This window comes from Pseudobacillus sp. 179-B 2D1 NHS (genome assembly GCF_045370945.1).
Taxonomy (GTDB): domain Bacteria; phylum Bacillota; class Bacilli; order Bacillales; family Domibacillaceae; genus Pseudobacillus.
This window is the reverse complement of sequence record NZ_JBIQDP010000026.1, coordinates 17,340-35,663: the sequence shown is the minus strand read 5'-3', so window position 1 is coordinate 35,663 and position 18,324 is coordinate 17,340. Positions and strand designations below refer to the sequence as shown.

The window sequence follows — 18,324 nt, the reverse complement described above, 5'->3', positions numbered from 1 at the left end:
AAATAATTGATCATAGTCTATGCCGTTAGCTCTTCGCGGGCCTTTGTCATCATTTTGTATACCTTGAGATTCGTCGCTTTCGCTTCCTCGTCTGCTCCTGTTTCTTTCATCATCTCTAAGTCTCTCCAGAAGTTCTTCGCTTGTCTCCTGAAAAAAGCAGATTCATCCACCGCTCTGAACGCTTCTTTGAATGCTTTCTCTGTATCTCCATCTTCCTCAAAACGAGCTTCCAGAGCCCCTTCGATTTCCTCGACTGACGGTTTATCCTTTCCTAGATAGTCAAGAGCACAATCCCAAAAAGCTACGAGGTGCTTATTGGAGAACTGTAACAGATTCAAATAAATATTATGGAAGCCACCTGTTTCATTTCCGTTTTCATCCATTGCTGAATATTTTTTATCTGCCAATTTATCAAATCTAAAAGTACACTTTCCTTGAAGTTCTTTTCCGTTCACTGTTAATAGAGCCATATCTTAATTCCTCCTAGAATAGTAATTTGTAAAATTTAAAAAGAGCCGATTAAACGGCTCTTTATTCTGTTGTAACTGTGACTTTGTTGCTTCGGACGGATTCGTCTCCGTTAACCACTGCCGTTACTTCAAAGTCGTATGTTGTGGCTGTTGTTAAGCCAGTCGCTTTATAACTGTTTGTTTCTGATGTATCTATCTGTGTATTGTTGCGATAAATTCGGTATGAGGCCCCGCTAACAGCATCCCACGTTAACGTTACCGTCGTCACTGTAGGTGTGCCAGCTGTTAAATTCGCGGGTGAATTAGGGAGTAGTTTTTTGATTAGGAAACTCCCCTGTTGCCTCGCCAGGTGCTTCAAATCCATATCGCGCAAACTCAATCATTTCTGGCGGTAGCGGATCAAGTTCACCTTCCTGCGTTTGTCCGATGACCTGGACTGTCGCACTTACTTCTGTAAACCTATCCTGCGGGTTAGACTTCTCTACGCTTTCCACGATACAGTAAGCAAAAACAGCGTTATGTTTACCGTTCGCATTCTGGTTAATGTCTACTTCCCAAACCTTCAGCTGCTTTTTCTTTTTGATTGCATCGATCACAGCTTTTTGGCCTGGATCACCAGTTTCCCCGTAAGCGCTAAATTCAAAGGATTCACTGTTCTGACCGTATCCAACGATTCGGCCGAACTTCGTCTGCTCATCGACAATTTCATTTTCAATTGAGTAACTATTTTCTGTTAAGTTCCCAATTAACGTTCCTTGTGCTGCTAGTGCTGCATCTGTTGATTGTACAAGCAAGATCGTATCTTTACCTTGTTGCATCCAAATCACTCCTTAATTTTTAATTGTGTAACGCATCCTGAGTACGCCATGTTTAATGTCTGGATTAATGTCATCAAACACGGTCATTCCTCGTTTCTCTACTTTCAATAACTCAAAGTCCTGTATATCCAGTTTGTAAGAAAGAGCTTTTAAACAAGCACTGAGAATGTTATAAGCCTCTTTCTTGCCTGCATAATTAGACCAAACATGAATAACGATGCTGATCTCTTCACCGAAGGTGTTTTTGGTATCAAAAGGCACCTGATTCGGCTCACCAATTACCACATATGGATAGGCTTGATCCTCTTCAACAGAATCAAAAACGCCTGTAATCATCCCCGAGAGTACCGGATCTGACGACAGACGTTGAAAAACCGCTTGTTGCAAAGGCCATAAAGCTGTTTCATAACTCATTTACTCACCCCAAACTGCGTATAGCCGAGCGGAAATGACGTTCTCCAATATCGACCGCCGGCGCCCAAAACTCTTGCGGATGCTGCCCCTCTGTTTTGATATAGCGCCCTAACTTAGTGGAGTAATACGTCCAAGGAGTCGTGCGGCCGTCTCCGTTTTTAGCATAGATACCAGTCCCGTACTCCACATAAATTGCATAGTGAGCACCAACAGAAACTTTTGCTGTTAAGCCGCCTTCTAACAATTGGACTTCTATGCTGCTCCTTAAGTTTCCGTCATCAACAGGAGCCAAAGCCTGTGCATTCGATTGAATGATATAAGCAGTTTCCGCAATAATTCGTTTTACCTCATTCTCAACCTGGTCACCGTACTGCGCCAAGGCCCGCGCAATGTCTCCACCACCAAAGCGACGCCGGATTCTAACCATTTGGCACCAACTTCAGCGGCAGCCGCATGATTTCATGTTGCCCGCCTTGATCTTCTGGGCGCCCGGCTATTTCATACGTTTCCCCCTCAAAGGTGACGCGCATATTCGGCTTTACTTCAGTTCCATACGGATAATACAAATAGCGATCCAGTTGATTGTTTAACTGCATCGCTTCGTATCGTTCCCGACTTGTAGGAGTATCCATAAAGCCTTCAATTGTTGTGAAAGGTTTCCATTCCTTTTCGCTCCCACCTCCACCGTCCGGAATAGAGGTTAAAGCTGTAAACGTGACTTCGTGCGGAAATTCATCGTGTAGCATGGAATTTCACCCTCTTATAAGGTCGTATATACCGAATCATGGACTCTGGGAAGTCTAAATTGTATGAATAAGACACGGACCCCATGGAACGACTCGTTATGCCCGCTTTATTCATATTATATTCACAAGCTTTTGCAATAAAAATACGAACACCACCAGGAAGAATTTCTTTCCCAGAGGGATTCGTAAATGGGTTATTACAATATACCTTCAACCATTCAATGAGTAAAGGTATCATTTCAGCAAGATAATCGTCATGCTTATTCGTTTTTATTTGCAGAAGCTTTTTTACTTCGCTTGGATCCATCTTTATCACCTTTTTCAGCAGGTTTAAACCCTAATGGCGCATAAACAACGCTATAAGCTTTTTTAGTAACTTCAATTACCTTATCATCTTTTTGTACTCTCATTATGGAGACACCACTTCAGGAGTTAACGCTGCAAAGGATTCATCAGAGAGCGTCATAAATCCAACTTGCTGAGTGACACGCAAAGCAAACATATCACGTTCAAATAAGTTAATAGGCTGTGAATCTTCACCTACAACTGTTGTCAATGTTGCATCTTCACTGATCTTATACTCCATGCCTTGAGGAATGCCATAGCGTGTCATATCCCAATCAGCTGCAAGCAATAACGCTTTTGTGTAATCCCAAGACTTAGAATCCACATAGCCGATCGGCAAGCCTAATGCTTGTTGAGTAGCCCCACCTGTTGCATCATTGAAGATAGGAAGCCCGTTAGTATCCTTAGTACCACGAAGCTTTTGACGGAAACGGCGAGTAGTTGTGAAGCCATCAACATCTTTATCTGCATCCTCGACGAGCGCCATCACTCCGTTTAACTCATCATATAGATTACCAATAGAGTTGAGAGCTACTGTATTTCCTGCTGCTTGGACTTTTTCAAACACAGATACACCCGCACCAAACGGCGAATTGATTCCAAACAAAGCAGCCTGATCAAATTTAATTGCAAATGCTTCTGCAATAGCTGAACGCATTTGAGTAAAGAAATCAGATACCGAGTAACGCAAAAATTCTTTTGAAACCGGAATAATAACCCCTAGTTTTTTCGATACCATCTTAGCCGTTAACCATGTAGCCTTAGAGGTTTGGATTTTCTCACCTTCACCTACCCAGTAAGCTCCAGGACCGCTTGCTAAATACGTAAACTCTTTTTCAGGCTTTGTCATATTCTCAAATTTTGCTAATTTCGTAACAGCGGATTGAGTCATAAAGTCCTTTAACACAAGTGTCTCTTGCTCTGTTGGCACCTTGCCTGTTACTGCATTTTGCAATAGTACATTTGCTGGGTTGAAATCGAATTGTTTAATATTAACTTTTAATAGTTTTGTTGTGTTTTTCACGTTTTCCCCTCCTATTTTCGAATGCTTGCTTCAGCAGCTAAAGCACCAATGTCCATAGCTCCCCCGCCTGCATTTCCTTGCCCATGCTCAATATCTCGACCATGATCTTTAAATTTGGCATCTACTGCCGCCTGAACAGCCTTGCTATACTCCTCTTCTAGCTTAGAAAGATTGACTAGAGTCCCTTCCTCATCGTCAGCAATAAAAAAGTCAATAATGCCGTCTGGTAAGCTCTTTTCCTTTGCTACCTTTAGGGCTTTATTGACCAACGCTTCACGATTACGAGCTTTACGTTCATCTTCAATTTCTTTCCGTAGTTTCTCCAGCTCAATCTGTTCAGGAGTCTTTTGAGGATTCCTTTTATTTACTTCTTCCTCGATGATTTGCTCAAGATTGTTCTGCTTCCAAGTATCGAGCCCTTTAGTAAAGTGACTATCCAGTCTTGGTTGCAAAAGACGTTTTCCCTCATCTGTGTCCAGGAACCCTTTCACCTTATCAGTAGATACGGCAGAAAGTTCTCCAAGGTATGTTCTTACCTCGTCTTGCTCTTTATTCTCGGAAAGAAACTTTTTAACAGCTTCCAGATTGATTGAGCCTTCATCAAATTGTTTAATGTTCAACGGCAATAGTTCAATCTTCTTTTTCATGAGTTTTCCTCCTTTGCCTCGCAGTACGAGCCTACAAGTCAATTTTAGGTGTAAAAAATAAGCCTTTTAACGACATGCTGAGGTCAATTACCTTGCTCTTCAATTGTTACCTGTAAATCTTCCGGATACTGATCCGATAGCTCTTGCAAAAATCGAACCGATGACTGCAACAATGTTGAAACAGAGGCACAAACGACACTTTTTGTATGACCTTCTGCTTCAATTCTCATGTATCCATCTTGGCCAACAGTTACTTTAACCTCAGTCATAATCTCCTCCTATGAAGCTAATTTTTCTTTCCACTCTTCATATTCCATGTATTTGAATGTCCTAGAAGGCGGCTGTATTTCCTCCTGTGCCTGTTTCAACGCTTGGACATAAGTTAACCCTTCGTCAGCCATTAGTGTGTCTATGCGACCAATCAGCTTTCTTTGATAGCTGATATCCATATAGTCACGACCACGCCTGTATTCTGGAAGCATGCCATTCACTAGCCAGAGCTTCACACAGCGGCAGTTAATATCCATAGAAGCAACGCCCCACAGATGCGGCCCCTTGGCTTTTAAACCGTTATAATGGAAATACCCCTGCTTATCCGCTCTCTGTCCATCTAACTGACGATGCGAAGTCCGGACACGCAAATCTAAGCTCGACATCCATACACTTCCCATTTCTACATATTCAGACGCTTGCTCTGCCACAGCTTCATCAGCTACGCTTCTTACTCTGCCTGCTTCTGTTCGGGCGACCATTCGAGCCTTCTTTTTCGAAAAGCCGACTGCCTTTCTGATCCGCTTCGCCATATCCGCGTAACTATCACCAGCAACAAGTCCCTGTGTTATTTCGAGATTAATCTTTCTGACGATTTCATCCCGGTGCCGCTTTAGGATGTCCGGTATTTTGATATTGGCAATAGGATTAACCAGTGCTTGTTGTACCATATCGGTCGTAGGAATGGTAAATCCCATTTCTTCACCAGATGCCATTTGAAAGAGGAAAGCGGTCATTAGAAACTTCTCGACGTATTGAGTTTGCATTGAGCTTTCTATTTCTTTGACCAACTTCTTATAGTCGTCAGAAAACATCTTCGCAATGACGGCCATTTCCTGCTGGAAACGATTGTACTTATTCAAGTCGGTATAGGTAGGAGTGCGGCCCTTCCCATACTTTCGGTACATTTCAGCGATTCGATATAAAATTTCTTTCAGCCGCTTCGCAAATACTACTTCAATATCAGATTCAGCTTTTGCTAACAGCTTATCTAGTAGTAAGTGGATCTCCTGCTGGTTCATCCTCATCACCGCCTAACGGTTCAAGCTGCTCTCCGTATAGCAAAGCCTCTTTTTGCATTTCCTCCAATTCAAAGTTCACATCATCCACAAAAGAAAGGAGAGACAAACGTGTTTTTTCGCTAACTAATCCTTTCAATTGAGCGGTCGATTGTGCTTCGTCAAGCATATTTGCTGGCAGGTTTCGCTTAAACCCAAACCAAACATTCAAATAATCCTCTTTGCTGCATATCCCGCGCTTTTCCCAAGCACTACACAAAACTTTAAATTGGTACCGCAAGGCTGCTGTCATTTTTCTTTCCATGGTAATACACTTATTTTCTAAGGCAAGCAGTTTGAAGCGCATAGCAACTCCCGTGATGTTCCCTGCAAAGGATTCATCAGAGAAGTTAACAGACTTTGCAAATCGAAGGATATTTTCTTCCAATCTATCCAAGTGATTCTCAATCATCTGATCGTTAATATCTTTTGTTAAATAGCGGATATCATCTTTTTCATCAAACAACTCAAAAATACCAGTTTTATTTAGATTAGATAGCGTTTCTTCATCAGCCCCCAGCCCTTTAAAAATAAGATAAGCCAGACGATATTGTTCAATCTCATTGCTGGCATCGGACAATGTACGATCATACGCATCGATAAGGGCAAGTACCTTTTCTGCATCTGCCATTAGTTCCTCATTGTTCGGTAATCCGAATAAAGGACAGTGATCGAACGTATGGAGCTTCTTTTCTGAAAAAGTAAAATCCATACCGCTTCCTGAATTAAATATGTGATAATAAGCAGCATCATAAAATTCAGCTCTCCACTTATCATCCGTTAATTTGTAATATCGTAAAGCGTATTTCGGCTCTGTCATATCCTCATTTGAGAGAATAATCGTTTCCCACGGGTCTAAATTTTTAACACGCTCCTGGCCTTCGCGGTCAATATAGGCAATTCGGGCACCGTAGCCACAAATAGCAGCCTTCTTCCCCCATTCACTATCCTTATCTTCAGCGTTATTTCGTAGATTAAAAGTATCGATTTCTTCTTTTAGAGAGCTGCCCTTATCCGTTTCATAGGAAATTGCGTGGCCAAACATATAACCTACTTTCGTATCCACAATATCCACATCAAATGCATTGTTTAAGCGGTTGTTCACTTTATCATCCAGTCGTTTAATTGCACCGGTTTCAAAGTCTTCATATTCAATTGGTGTACGCTGAAGAACAGGAACACCTTCCATTGCCGTTTTGTATCGCTCGTATAATCCTTTCATCCGCTCACGGTCTTTTTGATGTTCCTGAATCATTTCCTTAATGATGAGCGGCGTAATACCTTCTTTATCAATCCGATCAATGAAGTGTCTCATAATCTCACCTACCTCCTGTCTTTCTTCTTTGCGGCTTGGTGTGTGTATAAATTGCATAACGTAAAGAGTCCAAAACATCATCCCACTGCTTTACCGGCTCCCCTGTTGTCTCGTTCCACACATACATATAGATTTCTTTATCAAAACGGCTAACCTTGGATTTAACTACTTTTAATTGATCAGTTTTGAATAGTCTTGCTACTTCTTCAATACCGGAAACAACCGCTTTATCTGCATTTACCGCTTTAATTCTCTCTCTTCTAAACCGCTTTACATGTTCTGGCCGAGCGGAATCACAATAAAAAAAGATGTTACCATAGCGACTTTTAATGTCGTTGGCCACATCCACCCAGAAGTCTATTTCTTGATGTTGATGAGCATGTTCTTCGAGGAGATAAAAACATCCTTCATCATCTTCTCCAATCACAACAATGGAACCATGGTGCTCATATCCCCAGTCAGTCCCTGCGAAGTACCGGACAAAATTAACTCCTTCTATATCGTCTATATAGTGCTTATCTTTATTGAAATCTTTGTATACGACTCCTTCAGCCGCTACCCAAAGACCGTAGATATCCCGATCTGTGAACATACCCGTGGGAGTGGAAGCGATAATACTCTCCACATACTCCTCATCTAGATAAATATTATCGAACACTGTAAAATGAAAGGCTTTAATATTTATCTTTCCGTTTTTCAGCTTCTGGCCGTCTTTATCAATATAATCAGTTTTGACAAAGTGAGCAGGATTTTCAGGGTTCGTATCAATCAGCACTCGGGCGCCTGGATAGGAACAGCGGGAGATAACCTCTTTTACGAATGTATCATGCAAAGCGGTTCCCTCATTCAGCAAAGCGCCAGCTGCAGTAAATCCACGCGCCTTTTTCCATGCGTCAGCGTTTGTACCGTCAAAACAATAAACCTTATTGCCGAATACGCTAATAGCGTTGGTTTTATCTAGCTTTAACTCTTTACCAAGGATTTCTTCCATATCATTTAAAACGTTACGGCGAATAGAAGCCTGCGTGGATCCGCCGATAATGAAAGATAATCCCTGATTTTCAAACTTGGCAATATGCATTAAATACAGCAGGATGAAGACAAAGGTTTTCCCTGCCCGTTTTGCACCGCTGGCTAGAAGGATTTTAGGCTGCTCCTTAATAAAGCAATCCCATACTTCTTTTTGTTTAGGTGTCAAATCAGCCATCAGATTCACCTGCCATCTTACGCAACATGGCAGCAACGGCGCTCTCTTGTGTTCCTGGCCCTTTGCCGCTGTTTATTTTCTCAATTTCAGCTTTTGTTTTATCGATGCCAATGCGCATTTGTTCCATTCTCAAGCGTCGCTCATCATCAATATGAGCCAGCTCGTCAAATTGTTTAATCAAACTACGCAACTCACCCATCGCTCGTGACTGAGCATTAAGAAAAGTAGCGTGACGGTCCCAAGCGAACTGAAACTCATACTCTTCCTCAGTGACAGCTTTTTCTATACCCCCACCTTGGCTTTTGGGAATTTCATGATATTCGTACTTTGCTTTCTTGAGCTCTTTGATCATTTCATCTTTATCCTCGACAAACATGATCTGCTGGGCCCGAATAATAGCAGCATACTGGATTTGAATTTGATCCCAAAGTAGATCTGCTGGCGAACGCTCCTCCATTGCCTCCATGATCTCCAGCATTTCAAGCGGAAGGAATTTAGAAAAAAAGCCGTGAGTAACAGCATTCTGATTTCCTTTTGGAGCGGCCCCACCTTTGTTACCTTTAGCGTTGATGTTTCCTTTTGGTGCACCACGCTTTTTTGTGTGCACACTTTTTTCAGAGGGTGCACCCCTATCACGGTTCCATCCATAACGCTTTTTCCAAGACTTCACCGTGTTGATAGATACCTCGTACTTCTCGGCAATGTCTTTATATTTCATGCCTTTAACATAATCTTTTTCCGCTAATACATATTTTTCAGCCATGCTACATCACCTGCCACCTCCTATATTTGTGTTTGTTTTGGAGCAAAGAAAAAAGCACCCCGAAGGATGCTTGCTCAATGAATTAAATATCCTCTTCGATAACTTCTGTGTTTAGAGCTATCTTGGTTTTGTCGTTTGGATCTAGCGGTACTGATATTCCGGTCACTTTGGTCAATGTTGGAATGATTTTATCAGACTTCTTCAACACAACCATCAATTGAACTATGATATCTGCATCTTGATTAGGATATTTCTCTAGTTCACTAATTAATTCTTTAATTTTCAAGTCTTCACCCCCTTAGTTAATTCTACCAAAGCAGATGAAGATTCTCCTATATTTTGTCCAATAAAAACGCTACCGCAAGGATGGCGCACGAACTATATATTGTTTACCAACCAAGGAACGTTTTACCGCTCCGTTCCTGCCTCCCATTCTACACGGCAGATTTTATTGATTTCAACTTTTGCAGAAACTGGTCTTTTTCGACTTTTTTGACGATCTTGCCGATTATGCCTTCTTTGACCTTTCGAATAGTGTCTCTTGATTTACCAAGATGAACAGCAATTGCAGAATAACTCAGACCCTCAATCATGCAATCATAAACGACTTTTTCTTTCTCTTCTTTGATCTCACCCATCACCTCATCAAGATATTGAACAATTGCTTCGTATTTCAACAATCGTCTTTCCCGTATATCTAACTGCCTTAACTCCGCCTGGCTAATTCCAGAGCTTCCTTTTGGCATTCCTGCCTCATTACCATAAACTGCAACTAGACTTGATCTTCCTCCATGAACAGCATTCAACAATCTATTTAAACGAGCAATTTCACGAAGCATAAAGTTATAATCACGAATCCACTCTTCTATTTGCCATTCCATCATTTGTTTAGTCATCGCTTAAACGCGCCCCCTCTGCCTCTTTTCAACGTTTGCATGTTAACACCCATCAAGTACCGCAACTCGCTCTCAGACAAAGGCTGAGACTTCCTGGCAGGCTGTTCTTTTCTCTTCTGCGGCTTCCTCCTCTTTTTCTTGGGTTTTATCTCCTCAGAAGCCTGATTTTTCCGCTTCCATTGCTGCAACTGATCCTTTAAAGTAGAATTCATATCCCTTACCCCCTATAAAAATAAAAGAGGACACCAAACAATAAAGCAGCTGCAACCTGCCTTAATGTTTTGGTGCCCTCGGTTTTTCCGTTAGGCTTATTTAATTATGCTCTTGCTATAAAAAAGTTCCCGTACTCGTCTCTTCCAGGAATCCCGTCTTTATCAATTTCAAAAGTAGCTGTTTCAACAGGTATGTCCTTATCACATTCATGGCAATAAGTATACTCTGCATCTAGTGGAACATAGTGATTGCCTTTATTGCCACAGCTGCACCAGTAGCGGCATTTATAACGCTTTGTTCCATCCTCGTCAATTTTAATACCTGTGCGCCAATGCTCTGGCTCTTCCATCGATGTATCAGTGCTTTTTTCAAGAGGTTTAATTCTGGCCACCTCGCTAAGTGGTTGAGTCATTCTGCTCTCAGACCCTAATAGAGGTAGCTTTTTTGAAATTGATGATTCTGTTTTCGTTTCTACTTTTGGAGCTTTAGGTATTTCAGGAACCTTAACCTCAATTGGAGGAACTACCATGCCTGCTGGTGGCCTCTTCTGTGATCTCTCTTGTTTTTCTGTTGCTTCAACTCTTGAGCCGAATAGCTGGAAGAAACCATTAATTACTGCCTGTTCATTTGCTTGTGAAGCATCTTTCATTTGTAATGTGCTGTTCTTTTCTCCCTCTACAATCTGAACAAAGATTTCCATTTTTTCTCCCCCGATTTCTTTTTATATTGTATCCTGGCCAGACATCCTTACCCGCTGGCTTCTTATCACATCAAGCACTTTGCCATCCTTCCAGATGATTGTGTCTTCTCCGAATTGTTTAGGCGTCATCTTCGTCAATTGTCCGTCAATAACTACATAAGCGGCATTTTCCATTAAGTCGATTTCTGCTGTGGTTTTGATCTTAGAATCTTTCACCAAGACGCCCCCGATCTGTTATAATTAACTTAGCCAAAAATTAATCTATAATGTAGCGAAAGGCCGGGAGCTTTCCTGGCTTTTTTTGTATATCTAGTTCATTTACGGGTATATTATAAGCAATCAAGGTCATTCCACCATCACTTTCATACATCATGAATTACACCTTGACTAGCCAGGAGAACTCCTGGCTTTTTTCACATTTATTTTGTCTTTGAATAGACTGTTTTATATTCAATGGTACTCCTCTATTACTTAATTGAATAAGACTATTGATGAGCCAGGCAAAGTCTGGCTTTTTTTTGTATATTTCCTTTATCTTTGGATAAATTAATCGTAATCAAGGTTCTCTCTCTTTTATATCTTCGTACACCCATGACTTAGACCTTGATCGGCCGGGCGAATGTCCGGCTTTCTTGTATATTCTCGTCTGATTTGGAAATACTGTTTAAAGTAGGCATCTATCAATTCACCTGATAATATATGCAGACCAATCATTGTGCCAGGAGCTTTCCTGGCTCTTTTCTGTTTACTGTTTTATTTCTATAGAGAATTTCCCACGTATAAACAGCCCGCTTTTGAACTGAATATAACCAATCTCTTTCCCATGGCCACAACAGGCGCTTTTAACTCCTGGAAGATTGGCAATGCATGGATCATGACCTTCAGCAGTACGAGTTTGATTACACTTGTTACACGCTCGATCCTCAGAGACAGGCTCATTGTTATCTGAATATCGCCATATACCGCTTATCTCGTCGTACCATGCGTGATGACCAAATATATAGGTGTGAGCCATTTTAAAATTCCACTTCCACCTTTAATTTCATCGGTATTTCTTGAGCAATCATCACATTTCGGTTACCTTTCTCCACCAACTCTTTCACTACTTCTTTAGCTTCGTCTAACGTTTCATATTTTCTAACGTTATAACTGCTTAATACATTTATTGTGATAACTAAGTACATATCAAATCGCTCCTCTTCTTTTAAATTCTTCCTGAACTAAATCCAGTATGTAACGCTGTTGCTGCACATACTCTTCGACGGGATCACCACCGGCAACATGAGAACCAATACGCCTTTCAGCATCTTCCACCAGTAGAAGCAGCCCCTCAGTTCGAAGGCTCTTAATCTGCGATTCTAGTAAAATGCTCATTTAAAACACCCCTTTGCATTTTCAACACTTACTCGTTTACATTCGGAAGAACCATTAACGAATGTTTTGAACCTTTTGCTAAGATCACAATTCCTTCAGCTTCAACACTCTCTTTAGCAAAATGAACCATTGTTTTTCCGTCATTACGTAGCATTTCAGCTAAATCACTTACCATTTCTTTTGGTATGACTACATTTTTGAAACTGCCGTCCACAATAAGGGAAACAGCTATATTTTCCATACTTTCACTCCTCTGCATTTTCAACGGACTGCAACATTAAACATTCCTATAGTGAACTTGCTATAGCATCCAGCTCGGCACGAGCATCTTCTTCTGAGTAGTCCTTTATCACATCAAGTGAATAACCGCATCTTAGCAAGTCAATATGATCAGAAGAAAGATTAGCGGGAAGTTCTTTTACACCGTTGATTTCAAATTCAGTATCGTTATAGTCCCAATGCTCATGATTCATGTTATCTGCAGCATATTTAGCCACCTTATCAATACCAGGATCATTTTTGCCGTTAAACTCCCCTTCCACAATCACTTTCGTGGTAAATGTTTTAGTGATGGATACTTCAACTTCAAATTTTTTCATGGTTTTCCCCTCCGATTTTGTTTTTAAGACCTGCCGAGGCTTGCCGCCAACGAATTCACTGATATAACCTTCTTTTTCTAATCGCTCAACGATCCTTGCTGCAGTTATATATCCAATCCTAAACCTTCTTGAAAAGAGTGATGCCGAAGGGTATGTGAATGGCAATTCCTTGATTACACTTAAAAATTCGACTGCCCTTTGGTATTGTTCTTCGTCAATGTTATTCATTGGATTTCCTCCACTTTCACAACCCTAATTCTGTGATTAATGATACTCTCTAAAAACTCGATTGCTCCTTCTTGGGTATTAGCAGCAACATTTTCATGATATAACCCTCTCATAGGAGGAATTTCATAAGTGATTTTCCATGTGGGTTTCATTCTTTTCACTCCTTCGCATTTTCAACGGAATGTGCATTAAGCGAAATCTACATTTTTTCCAAGATATTTAAACCAATCTCTGTGTTTTCATCTATTTCAGTAGACATTTCATGCATGTTTCTAAAAATTATCTTATTGTCCTGTTTTTTAAAAACTCCTGGCATTCTCCATCTCCAACTACTACCTATTCTTCCTGTAACTATTAAATTTTCATCAAACGGAATTTCAGATATATTATCAATAGTCCCAATCATTTTATATTCCATTTTTCGCTCTCCTTCTGTCGCATTTTGTGTCTACTGCGATTCACTAGCCAAAACCGCCCATCCTATCGTCTTAATAACACTGGCAGCCATGAGTACCCAATCTTGCAGCAGACCAGCTGCTAAGACAAGATAGAGGGCGCCCGCTATGTTTGCGATTGCCCATTTATGAAAAAAGCTGAACATTTACCCTTACTCACCCTTCGCCGTTCTTAATATCCGTCAAAGCATGAAAAGTTTGTTTCTTGATTTCATCAAGCAGCATAAACACTTCTCTTGGAGAAAGCCCATCATCTTCAACCATTCCTATCATCCCTGTAATGACAAAACCAACATTTATATTATTCAAATCCAACTTAGGTGCAGTCATTTCGCTTCCCCCAGTTCCTGCAGCTGCCGTTGAATCTTCCTCTGACACTTTGAATGTTTGGTGTACTTGAGCCTTTGCTGAAGAGAAACAGCCTTTCGTTCTTTCCGATTTTGTTCATTTACTTTAGCAAAGTAATCATGAGATTCAATCAAATACTGAGCGAATTGGTTTCCGGATGCAGCTTCCTCTCGAACGACCGTTGCAATTGGACTGCATACCCTTTGTTTATTCTTCATTCCGTTTCCTCCTCCAGCTGACGTTGTCTCTTAGCTTCAACGAACATTTCGCAAAACCGCTCCGCATCCTTCTCTTCAACAACAAGATCGACCTCTTCAAACTCATTTTCATCGACATTCCTAAGTGAATGTTTATTTGTGTAGACAGAACCGTCTCGCATGTGAGCTTTAACTATGATATGCCTCATTCTGCCTCCTCCATTTGCTCCCTAGCCCATTGTCTCCACTCTTCCCGCCTGCGTTTTGCTAGATACTCTTTCTTACGCCGTTCTATTTCTTCTGGCGGCGGCTTTGGATTGGTTTTGCTGCTTAAATCCAGCCATTGTTCCATGTATTGTTTAGGAGTTAATCCGATCATTGCTATTCTCCCTTCGCTCTTTTGAATCCCTATTTATTGCTTTTGCTTCAACTCTTCAATGATCTCAACATCTTTTTCATTGAATAAAAGTGATCCAGCAGGACAGTATTCACCTGATTCCCAATCCTTTATAAACTCCTCACGCTCATCAACATAGGTACCAAACATTCCATCTTGCTCTACCTGATAGATAAACTCTCTTATCTTCTCATCATCTGTATCGTCCCACGCTATTAGTGAATAATCGTTCCCAGTCCAACTTTTCTTAACAATAACTTCAAGTCCGTCGGCCAAGTCATAAGCCTTGCTCCAAACTTGAATTTCTTCATTGCTAGGTTCCGGTCCGTCAAATGGTCCATTAAAGCTGCTTTTTATTTGTTCAGGCGTTTTTCCTCCTGTATGCAGCTTTGCTCTATATAGCTTTATAGTTCGTTGATTTTCCATTCTTTTTTCACTCCTTAAGTTGAGAATCCCATATCGGCTTATATTGCATAAGCTCTCTTCTAGTCATCTTTTGCAGTTGTCGTGTAGGATCATCGCAATACTCGAAAACGATATAACCCTCTGTATTCTCGCCCCACACAAATATCAATTCTTGTTCTTTTGCATTTTCGTATAAGCAGGTAATTTTTTTCACGAGTCTCAGTTTCATTCTGATTCACCTTTAAAATAACGACATCTGCTCAAAATTAGCCGCCTCTTCCTCAACTAGTTCTATTTCAAAAGACTCTTCTAGCGCTTCCTCTTCAACCAATTGAAAATCAGTAAACCAATGAAGAGGAAAACGTCCACCCAACTGCTTCCGTTCTCGATCCTTATAGAACAGGGCATTTTTTTGATTGGCTTCTGGGAGGATAAAGTACCGCTGTTGTAGTTTGCTGACTATAAATTTGCCTCGAGGCTTCCAAACCAATTGAGCGCTGTACACCTTGCCAAGCTCCAGCGGCGGAAGATCAGCAGCATCTGGCTCAGGTGGCCATCCCTCAGCAAGCTGGAATTTATCGGCCTGAAAGCATCCCATGTGAGCCTCTTTGTTCGGAAAGCGAGAAACATAGTAATTTAACGGTCCGTTCGGAAAAAGATAGACAGTTTCCGGGAACTCACCAATGAGCTCCGGATCCATGCACACTCCTTGCAGCATGATTTTCACTCCTTTAACGTTTTCTTTTCCATGCTCCGTTCGTATATTCCATTACAACTACTTCTTTACCGAGCTGTTGTTCTAGTAGTTTTCTCCTTAATGAAAAATCACGTGAAGCAGGCCCACCTTTTATATCAACAACTTCTGTCCAACCATTTTTATAAGTAACTAGAAAATCCGCTGTATATTTGGCTCCTGCTTTCGTTTTTGAGCCTTTCCCCGAGCAACGAGAACATTGAACAACTCTTCCTGTTTTCTCGCTTATACCAAGCCCTGTGCCTTCACAGCGGTAGCAAATAACGGTATAGGCTGGAATTACTTCAAACTCTGGCTGAATCTGCACTGATTGAACAGCAGGGTTTGCAGTAAGTAGTTTGTGATAATCTGCTTCCGCTTTACTGTCATAGACGTTTCCGTTCCACCGTGTTTTCCTTGCTATCCACTTACGCGCCATACATTTCCACTTCCGCCATATCCATTACTTCTTCCATTTTGATTTGAATCTTTTCAAATTCTGCCTCAGCATCTTCAACTTCCTGTTTTTTCTTGCAAACAGGTCCCATGCCGGCCTCCATGCTCTTCTGCGATCTCAAAGGGCGGTTACAACGTTCACAGAGTTTCATCAGCTCGCATCCTTTCCAGCAAGCTCCGCCTTCCTCTTAGCTTCCTCAAATCTTTTATCAAACTCCGCCCACTTTTTCGCTCTCATCACTTCCGGCATAGGCCCACATTTGGGGCAAGCCTGCTTTATCCATCCAAAACCAATATCATTTGTCACTACGTGAGTACCGTTGCATAAATTGCACATTTTCCTTCCCCCTATTCGAGTAATAAACCTAATAAACTTTCATTCTCTTGCTTGGCCAACTTCCTCCGGATCTTCTCTTCGGGCATGTGAACTGGAAAAGTCATTTTATCGATACGGTCACTAATCCTGCCAGCAGGATAAGAGTTGTCCAGTTCATCTATTTCAAGATTGCTAGTGAACAAAGTTACCTTTTTATTTTGCAACCGATAATCTAAAATCCTAGTAAGTGTTTCCTCCACCCAATCACTGGCCTTCTCTACGCCTATATCATCCAGCAGCAATACTTTCACATTCTTAGCAGCATCAATGATGTCCGACGATTTCATATTGGTGTCTCCGCCGAAGGTGTTTTTAATTTCACCAATTAAATCAGCTGTAGGAGAATAAAAAACGGAAAGCGGGTTTTCTTCAGTATCGTGTACCTGAAGCAATGCATTTAGGATGCTACACCCCAGCCTAGTCTTGCCGCTGCCTTTCACCGAACTGTAGAAGTAAAGCCCTTTTCCTTGCTGAGACAGCACATCGAATTTCTTTACAAAATTAGCAGCTATTTTCTTTGCCATAACTGCTTTTTCTTTAGAAAGCTGTTCAGAATAAAGATTGATGTCAAAAGATTTAATTGTTACTTTTTGAAAGTCTTCCGGAATCCGTGCCCACTTCATTTTTCTGCTTAAGGCTCGTATCTCTTTACACTGGCACTTTCTCATAAATTCTCTTTTTTCTTGATGATCCTTTATCCAAATAAGCCCCGTTCCATCACATTTCTTGTAAGGACAATCCTCAGTAATCGACGTCAACGTCTCGTATCGTCCCTCCAGCAAGTCCTTTTTGTCTGGCCAGTTCTTCGAGTCTTTGAGCCTCTGCGCTAGTGCTGGATTGTGTTTCGCCAACTGCTGCAAGGTATGGTTGAGTGATTGCATTTGAATCCACGGCTCCTTTCTTATTCTTTAAGATCATTAGCCCCCGCCGAGCTTCCGGCTCCTTTACATTGCGAAGAATCCCCAGTGTATACGCCTCTTTTTTGTCGTCATGGTCTATTACGTGCTTCCAGAGCGCGTAATGAATTTGATTGACGCTATATTTGTTAAGCTTCTCGATAAAGTTAGAGAGCAGCTTTGCTGAGATATTGCAAGTAGACCTTGTTAAACGAATACATTCAAAATAAGAGATTAATATTTTCTTAGACGTACCAGCTGGCAGAGCGTTGGTTCGCAAAGCGAAGTCAACAAAGATTTCCATATCGTCAGCGGAAGTTAAATTCATGCTTTTCACGTTCGCTTCGGCGATATATTCTTTTAATGTTTTATTGATGTTACTAATGCTGTTTATAAATGCTGTTATAGTATGTGGAATCTCATGAGGTTTCTCTTGTGGTTCCTCATGTGGATTCTCTTGTGGATTTTGATTTTCGGACATTCCTTCCTCCTTACTCCCGCAAGGGTTTTCCGCTTCTTTCTCATGTGGATTCTCTTGTGGTTCCTCATGTGGATTCCCTTGCGGATTCTCTTGTGGATTTTTCTCCTCTTTTTTTGCCTTTTCTTTCTGATAAGTAGCTAGTGATTGAAAATCTTTATAATGACAAACCGTAACGAGCAGCCCTCTTTTTTGAGGTAATGTTTCCATTTCGATATAATTCATTTTTTTCAGTCGATCCAGAGCCCCTTTGATCACGTCCCTAGACCATCCAATTTCTTTTGATAGGTTAGTCAAAACAATGATCGTTTGACCGACTTCACAACGAGCAGAAGCAGTATAATTCGCTTCTTCCATTAACATTTGATAGAGCAGCTTGTCCTTTATGTTCTTAAACTGCAATCGGGGCTGGATGACGAACCCCGATGATGCTTCTATGACTTTTTCCAACCCCGATCACTCCTCAAAATTTTCTTTCACATTTAACAAATCCATT

General features: G+C 41.1%; 38 protein-coding genes. All 38 read right to left on the bottom strand.

What is annotated here, in order from left to right:
- Positions 1-17: 17 nt before the first annotated feature.
- The gene (locus ACH0BF_RS20455; RefSeq protein WP_406910189.1) at positions 18-470 is read right to left on the bottom strand and encodes a tail assembly chaperone; all 453 of its coding nucleotides are present in this window, start codon (positions 468-470) and stop codon (positions 18-20) included.
- A gap of 61 nt (positions 471-531) precedes the next feature.
- Complete coding sequence (locus ACH0BF_RS20450; protein ID WP_406910188.1) at positions 532-834, bottom strand: fibronectin type III domain-containing protein; 303 nt, start codon at positions 832-834, stop codon at positions 532-534.
- Positions 773-1,288, bottom strand: coding sequence for a phage major tail protein, TP901-1 family (locus ACH0BF_RS20445; protein WP_406910187.1), 516 nt, complete (start codon positions 1,286-1,288; stop codon positions 773-775). Before ACH0BF_RS20445 ends, ACH0BF_RS20450 begins: the two co-directional genes overlap by 62 nt.
- Before the next feature lie 12 nt (positions 1,289-1,300).
- The gene (locus tag ACH0BF_RS20440) at positions 1,301-1,702 is read right to left on the bottom strand and encodes a DUF3168 domain-containing protein (RefSeq protein WP_406910186.1); all 402 of its coding nucleotides are present in this window, start codon (positions 1,700-1,702) and stop codon (positions 1,301-1,303) included.
- A 4-nt stretch (positions 1,703-1,706) separates the two neighbouring features.
- On the bottom strand, positions 1,707-2,129 hold the full coding sequence (locus tag ACH0BF_RS20435) for an HK97-gp10 family putative phage morphogenesis protein (RefSeq protein WP_406910185.1): 423 nt from the start codon (positions 2,127-2,129) through the stop codon (positions 1,707-1,709).
- Positions 2,122-2,448, bottom strand: coding sequence for a phage head closure protein (locus ACH0BF_RS20430; protein ID WP_406910184.1), 327 nt, complete (start codon positions 2,446-2,448; stop codon positions 2,122-2,124). Before ACH0BF_RS20430 ends, ACH0BF_RS20435 begins: the two co-directional genes overlap by 8 nt.
- On the bottom strand, positions 2,435-2,686 hold the full coding sequence (locus ACH0BF_RS20425; RefSeq protein ID WP_406910209.1) for a phage head-tail connector protein: 252 nt from the start codon (positions 2,684-2,686) through the stop codon (positions 2,435-2,437). The genes ACH0BF_RS20430 and ACH0BF_RS20425 overlap by 14 nt, the downstream gene beginning before the upstream one ends.
- Positions 2,687-2,708: 22 nt before the next feature.
- On the bottom strand, positions 2,709-2,858 hold the full coding sequence (locus ACH0BF_RS20420; protein ID WP_406910183.1) for a hypothetical protein: 150 nt from the start codon (positions 2,856-2,858) through the stop codon (positions 2,709-2,711).
- Entirely contained in the window at positions 2,858-3,817 is a 960-nt protein-coding gene (locus tag ACH0BF_RS20415; RefSeq protein ID WP_406910182.1) for a phage major capsid protein, read from the bottom strand. The genes ACH0BF_RS20420 and ACH0BF_RS20415 overlap by 1 nt, the downstream gene beginning before the upstream one ends.
- 11 nt (positions 3,818-3,828) lie before the next feature.
- The gene (locus tag ACH0BF_RS20410; protein WP_406910181.1) at positions 3,829-4,464 is read right to left on the bottom strand and encodes a DUF4355 domain-containing protein; all 636 of its coding nucleotides are present in this window, start codon (positions 4,462-4,464) and stop codon (positions 3,829-3,831) included.
- Between the two features lie 83 nt (positions 4,465-4,547).
- Positions 4,548-4,733, bottom strand: a complete 186-nt coding sequence (locus ACH0BF_RS20405; protein WP_406910180.1) for a ribosomal-processing cysteine protease Prp — start codon at positions 4,731-4,733, stop codon at positions 4,548-4,550.
- A gap of 9 nt (positions 4,734-4,742) precedes the next feature.
- Positions 4,743-5,756: a phage minor head protein gene (locus tag ACH0BF_RS20400; RefSeq protein ID WP_406910179.1), complete on the bottom strand. Its 1,014-nt coding sequence runs from the start codon at positions 5,754-5,756 to the stop codon at positions 4,743-4,745.
- Positions 5,722-7,107 (bottom strand): phage portal protein, encoded by a 1,386-nt coding sequence (locus ACH0BF_RS20395; RefSeq protein ID WP_406910178.1) that lies wholly within the window; start codon positions 7,105-7,107, stop codon positions 5,722-5,724. The genes ACH0BF_RS20400 and ACH0BF_RS20395 overlap by 35 nt, the downstream gene beginning before the upstream one ends.
- A 4-nt stretch (positions 7,108-7,111) precedes the next feature.
- On the bottom strand, positions 7,112-8,314 hold the full coding sequence (locus ACH0BF_RS20390) for a PBSX family phage terminase large subunit (protein ID WP_406910177.1): 1,203 nt from the start codon (positions 8,312-8,314) through the stop codon (positions 7,112-7,114).
- Positions 8,307-9,077 carry a phage terminase small subunit gene (gene terS / locus ACH0BF_RS20385; RefSeq protein WP_406910176.1) on the bottom strand — a complete coding sequence of 257 codons (771 nt, stop codon included), beginning with the start codon at positions 9,075-9,077 and terminating at the stop codon, positions 8,307-8,309. The genes ACH0BF_RS20390 and terS overlap by 8 nt, the downstream gene beginning before the upstream one ends.
- A gap of 82 nt (positions 9,078-9,159) precedes the next feature.
- Entirely contained in the window at positions 9,160-9,363 is a 204-nt protein-coding gene (locus tag ACH0BF_RS20380; protein ID WP_406910175.1) for a hypothetical protein, read from the bottom strand.
- A gap of 148 nt (positions 9,364-9,511) precedes the next feature.
- Positions 9,512-9,973: a hypothetical protein gene (locus ACH0BF_RS20375; RefSeq protein WP_406910174.1), complete on the bottom strand. Its 462-nt coding sequence runs from the start codon at positions 9,971-9,973 to the stop codon at positions 9,512-9,514.
- On the bottom strand, positions 9,970-10,185 hold the full coding sequence (locus ACH0BF_RS20370) for a hypothetical protein (protein WP_406910173.1): 216 nt from the start codon (positions 10,183-10,185) through the stop codon (positions 9,970-9,972). The genes ACH0BF_RS20375 and ACH0BF_RS20370 overlap by 4 nt, the downstream gene beginning before the upstream one ends.
- Before the next feature lie 104 nt (positions 10,186-10,289).
- The gene (locus ACH0BF_RS20365; RefSeq protein WP_406910172.1) at positions 10,290-10,886 is read right to left on the bottom strand and encodes a hypothetical protein; all 597 of its coding nucleotides are present in this window, start codon (positions 10,884-10,886) and stop codon (positions 10,290-10,292) included.
- A 21-nt stretch (positions 10,887-10,907) separates the two neighbouring features.
- A complete protein-coding gene (locus ACH0BF_RS20360; RefSeq protein ID WP_406910171.1) occupies positions 10,908-11,102 on the bottom strand; it encodes a DUF3954 domain-containing protein in 195 nt (64 codons plus the stop codon).
- Between the two features lie 800 nt (positions 11,103-11,902).
- The gene (locus tag ACH0BF_RS20355; protein ID WP_406910170.1) at positions 11,903-12,070 is read right to left on the bottom strand and encodes a hypothetical protein; all 168 of its coding nucleotides are present in this window, start codon (positions 12,068-12,070) and stop codon (positions 11,903-11,905) included.
- 1 nt (position 12,071) lies between these two features.
- Positions 12,072-12,260, bottom strand: a complete 189-nt coding sequence (locus ACH0BF_RS20350) for a hypothetical protein (RefSeq protein ID WP_406910169.1) — start codon at positions 12,258-12,260, stop codon at positions 12,072-12,074.
- Positions 12,261-12,288: 28 nt separating this feature from the next.
- Complete coding sequence (locus ACH0BF_RS20345; protein WP_406910168.1) at positions 12,289-12,501, bottom strand: hypothetical protein; 213 nt, start codon at positions 12,499-12,501, stop codon at positions 12,289-12,291.
- 46 nt (positions 12,502-12,547) lie between these two features.
- Entirely contained in the window at positions 12,548-13,087 is a 540-nt protein-coding gene (locus ACH0BF_RS20340; protein ID WP_406910167.1) for a DNA translocase FtsK, read from the bottom strand.
- The gene (locus ACH0BF_RS20335; protein ID WP_406910166.1) at positions 13,084-13,239 is read right to left on the bottom strand and encodes a hypothetical protein; all 156 of its coding nucleotides are present in this window, start codon (positions 13,237-13,239) and stop codon (positions 13,084-13,086) included. Before ACH0BF_RS20335 ends, ACH0BF_RS20340 begins: the two co-directional genes overlap by 4 nt.
- Positions 13,240-13,286: 47 nt before the next feature.
- Positions 13,287-13,505, bottom strand: a complete 219-nt coding sequence (locus tag ACH0BF_RS20330) for a hypothetical protein (RefSeq protein ID WP_406910165.1) — start codon at positions 13,503-13,505, stop codon at positions 13,287-13,289.
- A 30-nt stretch (positions 13,506-13,535) separates the two neighbouring features.
- Positions 13,536-13,688, bottom strand: coding sequence for a hypothetical protein (locus ACH0BF_RS20325; RefSeq protein WP_406910164.1), 153 nt, complete (start codon positions 13,686-13,688; stop codon positions 13,536-13,538).
- A 10-nt stretch (positions 13,689-13,698) separates the two neighbouring features.
- Complete coding sequence (locus ACH0BF_RS20320) at positions 13,699-13,872, bottom strand: hypothetical protein (RefSeq protein WP_406910163.1); 174 nt, start codon at positions 13,870-13,872, stop codon at positions 13,699-13,701.
- Positions 13,869-14,108: a hypothetical protein gene (locus tag ACH0BF_RS20315; RefSeq protein WP_406910162.1), complete on the bottom strand. Its 240-nt coding sequence runs from the start codon at positions 14,106-14,108 to the stop codon at positions 13,869-13,871. The genes ACH0BF_RS20320 and ACH0BF_RS20315 overlap by 4 nt, the downstream gene beginning before the upstream one ends.
- Positions 14,105-14,296, bottom strand: coding sequence for a hypothetical protein (locus tag ACH0BF_RS20310; RefSeq protein WP_406910161.1), 192 nt, complete (start codon positions 14,294-14,296; stop codon positions 14,105-14,107). Before ACH0BF_RS20310 ends, ACH0BF_RS20315 begins: the two co-directional genes overlap by 4 nt.
- On the bottom strand, positions 14,293-14,466 hold the full coding sequence (locus ACH0BF_RS20305; protein WP_406910160.1) for a hypothetical protein: 174 nt from the start codon (positions 14,464-14,466) through the stop codon (positions 14,293-14,295). The genes ACH0BF_RS20310 and ACH0BF_RS20305 overlap by 4 nt, the downstream gene beginning before the upstream one ends.
- Positions 14,467-14,499: 33 nt before the next feature.
- Positions 14,500-14,910 (bottom strand): hypothetical protein, encoded by a 411-nt coding sequence (locus ACH0BF_RS20300; protein ID WP_406910159.1) that lies wholly within the window; start codon positions 14,908-14,910, stop codon positions 14,500-14,502.
- Positions 14,911-15,130: 220 nt separating this feature from the next.
- Positions 15,131-15,607, bottom strand: coding sequence for a hypothetical protein (locus ACH0BF_RS20295; protein WP_406910158.1), 477 nt, complete (start codon positions 15,605-15,607; stop codon positions 15,131-15,133).
- 13 nt (positions 15,608-15,620) lie between these two features.
- Positions 15,621-16,061, bottom strand: a complete 441-nt coding sequence (locus ACH0BF_RS20290) for a DUF1064 domain-containing protein (RefSeq protein ID WP_406910157.1) — start codon at positions 16,059-16,061, stop codon at positions 15,621-15,623.
- On the bottom strand, positions 16,051-16,230 hold the full coding sequence (locus tag ACH0BF_RS20285; protein ID WP_406910156.1) for a DUF6011 domain-containing protein: 180 nt from the start codon (positions 16,228-16,230) through the stop codon (positions 16,051-16,053). Before ACH0BF_RS20285 ends, ACH0BF_RS20290 begins: the two co-directional genes overlap by 11 nt.
- Positions 16,230-16,415 (bottom strand): hypothetical protein, encoded by a 186-nt coding sequence (locus ACH0BF_RS20280; protein WP_406910155.1) that lies wholly within the window; start codon positions 16,413-16,415, stop codon positions 16,230-16,232. The genes ACH0BF_RS20285 and ACH0BF_RS20280 overlap by 1 nt, the downstream gene beginning before the upstream one ends.
- Positions 16,416-16,426: 11 nt before the next feature.
- The gene (locus ACH0BF_RS20275) at positions 16,427-17,212 is read right to left on the bottom strand and encodes an ATP-binding protein (protein WP_406910154.1); all 786 of its coding nucleotides are present in this window, start codon (positions 17,210-17,212) and stop codon (positions 16,427-16,429) included.
- Positions 17,196-18,278, bottom strand: coding sequence for a hypothetical protein (locus ACH0BF_RS20270; protein ID WP_406910153.1), 1,083 nt, complete (start codon positions 18,276-18,278; stop codon positions 17,196-17,198). Before ACH0BF_RS20270 ends, ACH0BF_RS20275 begins: the two co-directional genes overlap by 17 nt.
- Positions 18,279-18,324 lie beyond the last annotated feature (46 nt).